This is a genomic window from Pseudomonadota bacterium (genome assembly GCA_026388215.1).
Classification (GTDB): domain Bacteria; phylum Desulfobacterota; class Syntrophorhabdia; order Syntrophorhabdales; family Syntrophorhabdaceae; genus JAPLKF01.
This window is the reverse complement of record JAPLKF010000111.1, coordinates 1-11,486: the sequence shown is the minus strand read 5'-3', so window position 1 is coordinate 11,486 and position 11,486 is coordinate 1. Positions and strand designations below refer to the sequence as shown.

Here is an 11,486-nt window from a genome sequence, read left to right as displayed (position 1 = left end):
AGCTATCAGCTAAGAGCTAAATGGTTCACGGCCAAAATTGACTTACAGGGCTTAAGAATGTTAGATTGATAGGATGGAATTTGTCCAGAAATTACACAGGAAATTTTATATATACCTATTAAAAGAGATCTCCTGCATATTCCTTCTATCCCTTGGGGTACTCACATTCATCCTCGTACTGAGCAGAATCGGAAAAATTGCGGATCTCGTTATAAATAAAGGGGTTGAAGCAAAGGATATAATTCTTCTCATAGTCTATTCTTCACCACCGTATCTCACCTTTACCCTACCAATGGCCTTTTTATTGTCTACAATCGTTGTACTCGGGAGACTTTCTACTGAAAATGAAATCCTTGCCTTAAAGGCAAGTGGCGTTGACCTTAAGTGCCTTTTTATACCCATAACAGCTATAGGAGTGATAATCACACTTGTCGCGCTGCTCAATACAAACTTACTGATACCGAAAAGCGGAGACCTATTCAGAACAACTTTGATAAACATTATAAAAAAGGGAATAACCATTGAAGATAAAGAAGGCGTATTCAATGACATAATCCCTGGTATTGTTATTTACATTAACAAAGTGGACACAAAAAACAAATTTCTCTCAGGGATAATAGTCTCTGATGACAGAGACAAGGATGTAAAACAGACTATATCAGCAAGCAAAGGTTTTATAAACCTTGATCCTGTAACGCTGGACCTTTACTTTATCCTTGAAGAGGGTACCCTTCATAGATGGGAAAAAATAGATGATGTGTATAGAAATTTATCCTTTAAAAACTATACATACTCAATGAACCTTGGGAACACGTTACCTCACAACAGGGAATTAAGAAAAAGACCTTATGAAATGGATAGAAAGGAATTAAACAAAGCCCTTTTAAATGCCAATGAAACAGATAGGTATGACCTCCTGCTGGAAATATATAAGAAAATATCTATACCCCTTTCTTCATTAGCATTTGTACTCCTCACAATACCCCTGGGTATCAAAAGAAAAATAGAGGGCAAATTCTCTGGTTTATTATACAGCCTGTTCCTGTTTATCTTTTATTACATATTAATGGCCCTTACTGAGAATATAGGAAAAACGATACATCTGCCTGTTTTTATTACGTCGTTTATACCAAACATTGTAATTGCCATAATAGGTTTATATCTCTTAAAACACCTGAATGATGAAGAACGCTCAAGGGTATCACAAAAATTAAGACATTTATTGGTATATTACTTTGAAAAGATTAGATAAATACTTAATCTTGAATGTTATAAAAATCTTATCAATAACAGAATTCACAGGATTAGTAATGTTCATAACCATCGAGTTTTTTGAACATATGGACTTGTTTACATCCTCATTTAGCAATTTTATATTAAGCGCCTTTTACCTTTTCCTAAGGGCTCCCTATTATTTTAATCTAATACTCCCCCTTTCGTTTCTCGTATCCATGCTCATTCTCCTTATATTGATGATAAGGAGCAATGAAATCATTATTGTGAGAACCTCAGGTATAAGTACATTCTCCCTTATGAAACCATTAGTCTCTTTTTCTCTGATACTAATAATACTTTCATTCATTTGTTCTGAATGGATAATACCTATAACCTCAAATGCCTCAGAATATCTTTACAGGGTAAAAATAAAAAAGGAAGAACCCCATGTATTCTTTAAGAATGACAGAATATGGTACAAAAGAGACAATATTATCAGTAACATAGACTTTTTCGATGCAAAGAAAGACATAATAAAAGGGCTTACTGTAGTTGAGATATCAAAAAACTTTTCAATCACAAGAAGGGTTGACGCAAAAGAAGGGGTCTGGAAAGACGGCTCATGGGTCTTCAGCAATGTCATTGAGAGAACGTTCGGAGAAGAAGGGGTTACATCAAAAAAAACATATAACAGTCTAAATGGTATCATAAAGGAACCTCCATCCATATTTAAAGTTATAGAAAGAAACCCTGAAGAGATGGGGTATAATGAACTTTCTAAATATATAAAGAAATTGAAACGGGATGGACATGATATAAGAAGATACCTTGTTGATTTATACAACAAAATAGCATTCCCTTTCATTAACCTTATTATGGTTTTTGCTGCATTCTCTGTAGGATTAAGATACGTCAAGACAAAACATATTTCAAAGGGCATATTTTCTGGCATATCCCTTGGTGTACTATACTGGTTTTTTCATTCCATCTCTTTATCTTTAGGATATTCAGAAATCTTCCCCCCAATCTTTGCTGTATGGTTTTCAAATCTGCTCTTTTTTTCACTTGGGATTATCGGCATTGTGACATTAAGGACATGAAAAAGAGTTGTGGTAAAGAAAGAGAGGTTGAAAAATTCTAATGAAAGCATATCTGGATATAGAAACCGACCGAAAGGGGAACATGTGTGTAATCGGCATATTCTTAGAATATAATGGGTTTGTTCAATTATACGGGAAAGATATAACTACAAATAATGTCGAAATGATTATGAAAAATGCAAATACTGTTGTTACCTTCAATGGCGACAGTTTCGACATACCCATGATTAAGAAATATCTCAATTTAGATTTAAAGGTAACCCACGATTCACTTGACCTCTTTAAGGTAAAAAAGGGGTTAGGAATAAAAGGGGGGTTAAAAGAACTTGAAAAGATGTTTGGAATAAAAAGAAAAACAGAAGGGGTAAATGGTTACCAGGCAATGCTATTATGGGAAAGGTATATTAGAAGAGGCAGGGTCGGCGAAAAGGATAGACTTGATGCCCTCAACCTTCTCCTCGAATATAATAAAGAGGATGTACTAAACCTTATCAGCCTTGAAAAGATTCTCTTTGGCCAGCTTAAAGGAGAATAATCATGCTGGAACCCTTTGAAATCAAATCATCATATAACAAAATAAGCGGCATTATGGTGATTCCAGGGGGTAAAAAACAATATCCCTGCGTGATTCTTTCCCATGGGTTGGTAAGTTCAAAAGAAAGCTCCAAATATATCTCTCTCTCAGAAAGTTTTGCTGAAACAGGTATAGCAACCTGTAGATTTGATTACCATGGATGTGGGGAAAGTGAAGGCAGTATAGAAGAGACTACACTGACTATCAGGATTGAAAATCTTGATTCTGTTGCTGAATTTGTCTTTAATCATCATCTTATAAACCCGGAAAAGGTTGGTATCATAGGAAGTAGTTTTGGTGGTACCACAGGTGTGGTTAAGGCCGCAAGAGATAAAAGGATAAAATGTATATCCCTGTGGGCAACCCCTTATAAATTAGAAAATAAAGAGGATGGATGGATATCAGAAATAAAATTTAAAAAAACCCTTTTTAGAGACTTTCTTTCATATAACGTCCTGTCTGAAGCAGAAAAGGTATCATGTGTATTGGTAATCCATGGAGAAATGGATGAGGTCGTCCCCTATCATGAAGGAAAAGCAATATATAAAAATACTAAAAGACCAAAAAAAATTGAAATCATAAAAGGGGCGGATCACATATTTTCTCATCCATCACACAGAAGAAAAGCAATAAATCTTGCGCTTAATTGGTTCCGCGGATACCTAATGGGAAGATAATAACCAATAATCAAATTTTAATAACCAGATAGCATCCAATAATCAATCACCAAATTCCAAGTTCCAGACTTGGAATCTATTTGATTATTGGAAAATTGGTAATTGAAGTTTGTTTGATGATTGGTGCTTGGTCAATTGGTTATTGCAGCCTATTTGGTGTTTGGTTATTGGTGTTTTGAGGTATGATGCTTTTAGTGGACACCAAAGTTGATGTACAATACAAGAACGGAGGTGTCAGAATGGAAAGGATTCCCAATGCAGTATACACAAAGGAACTTCGGGAAGAAGCAGTAAGAATGATAACAGAGGGTGGCTTGAAAGCACCGGAGGTCGCACGCAGATTGTCGATTCCTAAATCAACCATAACCTATTGGGTCAGGGCAGAGAAAAAGGGCAAGCTTTCTGATGTGGGAAGTTCAAAGAAGGTCATTACCGAAACAGAAATGGAACTATTAAGCCTCAAGCGTGAACTTGCCCAGGTAAAGATGGAGCGTGATTTCTTAAAAAAAACAGCCGCGTACTTTGCCAGGGAGTCGCAGTCAGGTACGCGCTGATGGATACACTGCGACTCTCCTATACCACTCCCTTTATGTGTCGTATGCTGAACGTATCGCCAAGCGGCTATTATGCATGGCGTAAACGTCCTCTATCAAACCATGCCCTGGAGGAAGGACGGCTCGAAGGTGAGATAAAGGCAGCCCATGCAAGAACCCGGGGAACCTATGGACCGGAACGATTGCAACAGGACCTTTTAGCCCATGGTATTACTGTCGGTATCTCACGGATCAGAAGGATCAGGAAAAAGCTCGGGATACGCTGTAAACAAATACGGAAGTTTAAGGCCACAACAGACTCCAAACATACGCTTCCTGCGGCAGAAAACCTTCTGGAGCAACACTTTGAGGTTCCATCACCAAATAAGGTCTGGGTCAGTGACATCACGTATATCTCTACCGATGAAGGATGGCTCTACTGTGCCGCCCACAAAGACCTCTTCAACGGAGAAATCGTCGGCCATGCCTTAGGATCGAGAATCACCAGAGACCTTATCATGAGGTCCCTTTACAGGGCAGTATCAACAAAGAAGCCTCCAGCAGGTCTTATCCATCATTCGGATAGGGGAAGCCAGTACTGCTCACTTGACTATGGAGAGATCCTTGAAAGGTTCAATATGAAGGCCTCCATGGGTAAAAAAGGAAACTGTTACGATAATGCTTCCATGGAGAGCTTCTGGGGAACACTGAAAAATGAACTTGTCTATCATCAACATTATGCGACAAAGGATGAGGCAATGAGGGATATTACTGAATATATTGAGATCTTTTACAACAGACAACGCAGACAGGCAAGGCTGGGGTATTTATCCCCTGTTGCCTATATGAGACAATTCTATGAGAGGAAAGATGCAGCATGAGATTATTTTCGTGTCCACTATTTACATCAGGGGTCATTTGGTGATTGTTCTTTACTTTGGTTATTGTAATTTGATGTTTGGTTATTATGTTTTTGTGGTTATTGTAATTTGATTATTGGTGATTATCTTTCTTCTTCTCCCCTCTCATTTTAACCTTGTCCCTTATCAGGTCCCCCAAAACATTGCTCAGGCCTATGCCCAATGCAAGAGAGAGGGTCATGATAATCCCACCAAATATTATTAAAAAACTTATAGTTATTATAGTATTTCCAACACCTATGTATTCAAAAACAATCCCAAAGGTAATGATAATTAAAAAAATCCTTATCCCCTTGGCTAAAAAATCGCCATACTTGATGTTTGCATTTTCACAGGCCATATATATCACTCGACTTATGAAATTGCTGAATATGATCCCCATTATTACAATAACAAGAGAAATTACTATACTGGGTAAGGCACTTGAAACCTTTGAAGCGTATTCAGAAAATTGTGTCATTCCTATAAAATTTAAACCAAAAGAGAAAAATGCTACTATAAATATCCAATATACAATTTTACTGAGAATAAGAGAGGGAAGAGTTTTCACCCCACCCTTTTCCAGGAAATTAATGATGCCTACATCCTTTGCCCACTTGTCAAATCGAAATAGTATCAAAAGCTTCCCAAGAAGCTTTTTTATAAACCAACTTACGATGAACCCGCCTATCATGACAATAACCATGACAAGCACATTGAGAAAGACCTCGGTGAAATTTTCGTACAAATCCAAAAACATGTCCCTGAAAAACTCTTTCATATAAAAAATCTTATTAGATATAAGTGGTTATGTCAATTACAAAATAATAAAAAGTTAGGATTCGAGGGTTTAAATCCTTGAATCCCAGACATTTACAATTTTTTTGTTGACATTCTTTTTATATTTGTTTAGGAATTTCTAAACTAAAAAGAGGAATTTCTAAAAAGAAAGGAGGAAAAAACATGCCTGCAAAAGTAGATGAAGATGCCTGCACAGGATGTGGAGCATGCGCAGAGGTTTGCCCTGCTGACGCTATAACCGTTGATGATATGGCAAAGGTTGATCCCGAGCTCTGCACGGAATGTGGTGCATGCACAGAAGAATGCCCTGTAGAAGCAATTACTTTGGAAGAGTGATTTTACTTACTTATTAAAAATATAAAAGGATGGGGCGAACCCATCCTTTTATATACTCTTTACAACAAGTTCAGAGAGGTCTAAGGCCCTCATCGATTCTGTTTTTTCCTTATCTTTTATAGCATCCTCCATCATAATAAGACAATAAGGACACGCAGTAACTACTGTATTTGCCGAAATACCAATGGCTTCTTCTATTCTTAAATGGTTAATCCTTTTATGATGTTCCTCCATCCATATTCTGCCACCGCCGCCACCGCAACAGAAGCTCCTATCGAAATTCCTTTGTAGCTCCCGGAATTCACCCTTTTTAACCTTTTCTAAAATATTCCTTGGCTGGTCGAATATCCTGTTAACCCTCCCCAGGTAACACGGGTCGTGGTATGTAATTATTCCTTCGACAGCTGGATTCAATAAAATCTTCCCCTCACTCACAAGTTTCCATATAAATTCTGCCTGATGGTATACTTCAAAAATACCCCCAATCTGTGGGTACTCATTTTTTAAGGTATGATAACAATGGGGGCAAGTCGTAATAATCTTTTTAATACCCATTTCATTCAGAAGTTCTACATTGCCCTGCGCAATTCCGAGGTATAGATCTTCATTCCCTGTCCTTCTTGCAGGATCCCCGCAGCACGCTTCTTCCTGACCAAGGATACCAAAAGAAATACCCGCCTTGTTAAGTATTGTAGAAAATGCCTTTGCCACCTTTCTATTTCTGTCATCAAGGGAAGCGACACATCCAACCCAGTAAAGATATTCTACTTCTCCCCCGGCAGCGTTTTTTACTTCAAGACCTTCTGTCCACTCTGTTCTTTGTCTCTTTCCCATACCATAGGGGTCAGCCTTTTGCTGTAAGTTCTTGAAAAGGAGCCTTGTTTCAGAGGTTGTCTTACTCAGTGTCAATGTAAGGTATCTTCTCATTTCTATATTTTTGTCAAATGTGGGTATTGATACAGGACAGTTAACCTGACATGCAAGGCATGCCGTACATGACCATAGGGCCTCTTCCTGTATTACATTGTCTATCAAACCATCTTCGCTTTTTATACCCTTTGCTCTCCTTTCCCATTCACCTTTTAAATCCTGTATAAACTTTTTTGGGGAGAGAGGTTTTTCACTCAAGTGCGCCGGGCACAGGTCCTGACATCTGCCGCATCTCGTGCAGGCATCAAGGTCAAAAATCTGTCCCCATGTAAACCCTTCGATTGAGTTCACACCAAATTCTTCAGCAGTTTCAAAATCCTGAATAGGCGCAATAGCACCCCTCGGACTGTCCTCTACACCCCTGAACATCATATTGAGGGAAGAGGTTATTATGTGGAGCAATCTTGAATATGCAATATAAACTATAAGACCAAACGATAGCAGCATGTGCACATACCAGAAAACAACATGGGTTACAGAAATACTGTCTTTAGAAAGATTTACAAACAGAGATGATGTAAACCAACCCACAAAACTCCAGACCTCGAAAGGGGGTCTTGAAAATGCGATCCTTGCACCTTCCACAAAGAAACCTGTAATAAGAACAACAATTATCCAGATAAGCGTTATAAAGTCATCGGGCTTGTTATCCAGCCTTTCAGGTCTTGTCACATACCTTCTCCATAAAGCCATAACTATACCGATGACTGCAATAATACCTGCAAGATCAAGAAAAAAAGAAAAAATGAGGTAGAAATTTCCTTGCAGAATGTTTTCCTTAAAGAAAGGTCTGATAATATCATCCTGAAGGGCAACGAGTGCGGTACCGATAGCAAGGATCAAAAATCCCCAAAAAATAAAAAAATGCATCAAGCCAGGGTAAGATTCCCGCAATATAGATTTATGGAATATCCCGTTACTAATGAAATAACCTATTCTTTCCCATAATCTTTGAGAAAAATTGAACGGGAAACCCTTCCCTATCCTCCACATAGCATATCTCTTTCTTAATCCATAGATTAAGAAAATAAAGGTAATTATCATTAATGCATAAGTAATCCATCGTGCCCCTTGTCCCACGTTCCAGAAGACTTCCCTGCCAACAATATCCATCATCTTCCTCCTGAATAGTTTTTGACATATATTTCAGTATAAAAATAGTATAAAATCAATATAAATGTGACAGTTCAAGGCTTGAAGTAAAACAACTTTCTTAATCCTGTTTATGAAAATCAATGGAAAATACAGATTTTATGAATCAGATTCAGGGTAAATATGTTTTATTTTTAATGCGAAACAAGGATAATCAAAAAAAATAACTTGACATAAATTTAGTTATTTTGATAAGGTAGAAAATACCCCATGAAAAGAACTGTACTTACTATCGCCATTTCTCTGTTTTTATTTGTCATAACATCCAGCATGGTCTTTTCCTCAGAGATTACCTACAAAGTAAAATCTGGCGACAGTTTGTATACCATATCAAAAAAATATCATGTCTCTATTGATAAGCTCAGGAGCTTGAACAACCTAAAGACATCCAGGTTAAAACTTGGGCAATTGATCTTCATCAAGAAAGATGCGGACGATTCACACGCAAATAATATACAAAATGAAGCTAATATTATTGAAAGTGATGCAGAATTTATAGAATATAAAGTGAAAAGGGGTGATACCCTCAACAAAATTGCAATGAAATTCAATGTTGAAAAAGAAGATATTCTGGAATCAAACAACTTAAAAAAGAAGAGGCTATCACCAGGGAAGATTATCCTCATACCAAAGGTTATAGAAGAAAGTGAAGAGGAGTTTATAACTCTTAAAGGCACACCCTTAAAACCATGGAAGAGTAATGATGAAAAACATATGTTAGTAAAGGTAGCGAAAAGCTTTATGGGTGCTCCATACAAGTATGGGGGGGAAAGCGTAAGGGGTCTTGACTGTTCTGCTTATGTTAAGAAGATTTACGATATATTTGACGTTGAACTTCCAAGAAGCGCAAGGGAACAATTCAAGGCAGGCACAAGGATATCAAAAGAAGAACTTGCCATCGGGGATCTGGTGTTCTTTAAAACGAAAAGACATGCAAAACTTCCAACCCATGTAGGTATTTATATCGGGGATGGCAACTTTATTCATTCAGCATCCGGACATGGAAAGGTAGGTGTGAAGATTGATGCCCTTTCATCGGATTTTTACTCCAGAACTTATATAGGGGCTGTCAGGGTGAAAAAGTTGCCAGAAGAAGGTTCTGAAATATCGAATAATCCGGAAAAAACTTCCAATAATTCTTAATATGTGAAAAAAAAAATCAGTCTTATTGCCTTCTCGATTTTTCTTCACCTCTTTGGTTACTACGTTCTATTAAACAGGATTGAGCCTTTTCAATACTTTTTCTATCTTACATCATGGTGGTCGTATATAATCTTCCTTGACGTACTCCTAACATTCAAAAAGAAGACTTTTCTGATTGTCAATAGGCGCCTTCCTTCACTGGTTCTTATCTCCTGTGGTTTCTGGTGTATATTTGAGATAATAAATTTAAGAATACATAACTGGTTTTATATAAACCTTCCAGTAGAGGTATACAGAAGATATGCGGGTTATCTTTTATCGTATGGAACTGTTATCCCCGCAATCTATATCACAAAAGAGCTTATATTCACCCTTTTTGGCGAAATAAAAGCAAAACCCTTCCATATAAAGAATTACCCGTTATATTCAATTTCACTGGGTATCTTAACAATTTTACTGACATGTCTATTCCCTGCCTATTTTTTCCCTCTCACATGGATATTCTTTGCTTTGATATTTGACGGTTACAATTACATAAGGGGGCATGCCTCCTTTATGAAAGATTTCGAAAGGGGCAGCATGGGGAACTTCATTGCTGCAATGATTTCAGGACTTATATGCGGGCTATTATGGGAAATATGGAACTATTGGTCTATCTCAAAGTGGATATACAGTGTGCCCCTTTTTGAAGATTTAAAAATCTTTGAAATGCCCATCCCTGGTTATATAGGCTTCCTGGTTTTCGGGCTTGAAACAATTACCCTTGTAAACCTTTTAAACGGGAGGTCGATTCACAAAAAACCATTGTATCCTATCACATTAATTGCTACTGCCATATCCATTTTATCCTTCCCGATGATAGACAGATACACTGTTTCCTCATATGCAACAAAAATAGATAAACTATCCTTTATTGAACAGGAAAAACTCGGTCTTTTCATAGCAAAAGGGGTTAAAACGAGCTTCGGAATAGACGTGAACCAACTGAATAAGGAGGAAGGTGAATTGGTTGCATTACTTCATCTAAAAGGTCTGGGATATAAAAACTTTTCAAAACTAAGAAAACAGGGAGTAAAAAATATACAAGAACTTTCTAAGTATGACGAAGAAACCCTCTCCCGAATAGTAGGAGATAAAAATATAAGAAGGGTAAGGGTATATATTAAGGCAGCAAGGAGATACAACAGACAGTAAGGAGTAGGCAGTAGGCGCTAAGCAGTAATTTTGTCTATCTCATCTATTCAGTCTCTTCAGTCTATCCGGTCATAAAGACAAAACAGACCAGATAGACCAAACAGACGATTTTGATGCATACTACTTCGTAGTTACCATGAACTACTGGCTATCACCTAATTCTTAATGTTGACATAGATAAGTTTAATATGTTGAAATACCAACAACCATGGCAAGAAAGAAAATAAAGGAAGAGATAAAAAAACCTGATATATTAATCAAAACAATAGAATCTACCGTTAAATTCATCCGAGCAAACCTCAAACTGTGTATTGTCGGGGTTGCGATTTTCTGTATTGTCAGCCTTTCTGTGTATGGTTACAGGTTGCATGACCAAAAGAAAAATGAAAGGGCACAGCTCATACTTTTTCAAGGGATAAGAAGCTTTGAAGAATACAGCCTGAATGGAAGGGAAGATGATTTGAAAAAAGCAGAAGACATATTTCAAAAGATTGCAAATGAAAAACAAGGAAAAACTTATAAGATAGCTAAACTCTATCTCGGTAAGATATACTATATAAAAGGAAAAAATGAAGAGGCAAAGAAAATATACAGAGAAATATTGAACGATTCCTCTGAAATTGTTCTTAAAACACTTTCAGAAAAGGCTCTCCAGCATATAGATAAATAACCAATAATCAAATTACAAACTTAGAATTTGTCTGGTTATTGTTATTTGGTAATTGGTTATTGTGTCTATCTGGTTATTGGATATTGCTTTGCTCATTGCTCACGCATAAAGAACATTGACGGGTTCATACTTTGTTCCCTGAATAGCAGGGTAGATACCAGCCAGGATACCAATCACCATACTAATGACAAGAGAAATTACGATGCTCTCGGGATGTAAAGAGAGTGGAAACCCACCAAAATAATCAACTATAATTGTAATG

General features: G+C 37.1%; 11 protein-coding genes. 9 read left to right on the top strand and 2 right to left on the bottom strand.

Annotation, left to right across the window (positions count from 1 at the left end):
* The first annotated feature begins 73 nt into the window (after window positions 1-73).
* The 5 genes from NTU69_06395 (at window position 74) to NTU69_06375 (ending at window position 4,980) form a co-directional block, all read left to right on the top strand.
* Window positions 74-1,252, top strand: coding sequence for an LptF/LptG family permease (locus NTU69_06395; GenBank protein MCX5803151.1), 1,179 nt, complete (start codon window positions 74-76; stop codon window positions 1,250-1,252).
* A gap of 10 nt (window positions 1,253-1,262) precedes the next feature.
* Complete coding sequence (locus NTU69_06390) at window positions 1,263-2,315, top strand: LptF/LptG family permease (protein MCX5803150.1); 1,053 nt, start codon at window positions 1,263-1,265, stop codon at window positions 2,313-2,315.
* Window positions 2,316-2,355: 40 nt separating this feature from the next.
* A complete protein-coding gene (locus NTU69_06385) occupies window positions 2,356-2,850 on the top strand; it encodes a ribonuclease H-like domain-containing protein (protein ID MCX5803149.1) in 495 nt (164 codons plus the stop codon).
* Window positions 2,851-2,852: 2 nt separating this feature from the next.
* Window positions 2,853-3,566, top strand: coding sequence for an alpha/beta fold hydrolase (locus tag NTU69_06380; GenBank protein ID MCX5803148.1), 714 nt, complete (start codon window positions 2,853-2,855; stop codon window positions 3,564-3,566).
* 239 nt (window positions 3,567-3,805) lie between these two features.
* A protein-coding gene (locus NTU69_06375; protein MCX5803147.1) for an IS3 family transposase occupies window positions 3,806-4,980 on the top strand; the annotation gives its coding sequence in 2 pieces (ribosomal slippage) (window positions 3,806-4,064 and window positions 4,064-4,980; 1,176 coding nt in all).
* A gap of 112 nt (window positions 4,981-5,092) precedes the next feature.
* Here NTU69_06375 and NTU69_06370 read toward each other — a convergent pair.
* Window positions 5,093-5,779, bottom strand: coding sequence for a hypothetical protein (locus tag NTU69_06370; GenBank protein ID MCX5803146.1), 687 nt, complete (start codon window positions 5,777-5,779; stop codon window positions 5,093-5,095).
* Window positions 5,780-5,961: 182 nt separating this feature from the next.
* Here NTU69_06370 and NTU69_06365 point away from each other — a divergent pair, with 182 nt between their 5' ends.
* Window positions 5,962-6,135 (top strand): 4Fe-4S binding protein, encoded by a 174-nt coding sequence (locus NTU69_06365; protein MCX5803145.1) that lies wholly within the window; start codon window positions 5,962-5,964, stop codon window positions 6,133-6,135.
* A 48-nt stretch (window positions 6,136-6,183) separates the two neighbouring features.
* Here NTU69_06365 and NTU69_06360 read toward each other — a convergent pair whose 3' ends face one another.
* Complete coding sequence (locus tag NTU69_06360; GenBank protein ID MCX5803144.1) at window positions 6,184-8,181, bottom strand: heterodisulfide reductase-related iron-sulfur binding cluster; 1,998 nt, start codon at window positions 8,179-8,181, stop codon at window positions 6,184-6,186.
* Window positions 8,182-8,427: 246 nt separating this feature from the next.
* Between NTU69_06360 and NTU69_06355 the strand changes: the two genes are divergently transcribed.
* The 3 genes from NTU69_06355 (at window position 8,428) to NTU69_06345 (ending at window position 11,224) form a co-directional block, all read left to right on the top strand.
* Window positions 8,428-9,360: an NlpC/P60 family protein gene (locus NTU69_06355; protein ID MCX5803143.1), complete on the top strand. Its 933-nt coding sequence runs from the start codon at window positions 8,428-8,430 to the stop codon at window positions 9,358-9,360.
* A 3-nt stretch (window positions 9,361-9,363) separates the two neighbouring features.
* The gene (locus NTU69_06350) at window positions 9,364-10,554 is read left to right on the top strand and encodes a hypothetical protein (GenBank protein ID MCX5803142.1); all 1,191 of its coding nucleotides are present in this window, start codon (window positions 9,364-9,366) and stop codon (window positions 10,552-10,554) included.
* Between the two features lie 208 nt (window positions 10,555-10,762).
* Complete coding sequence (locus NTU69_06345; protein MCX5803141.1) at window positions 10,763-11,224, top strand: tetratricopeptide repeat protein; 462 nt, start codon at window positions 10,763-10,765, stop codon at window positions 11,222-11,224.
* Window positions 11,225-11,486 lie beyond the last annotated feature (262 nt).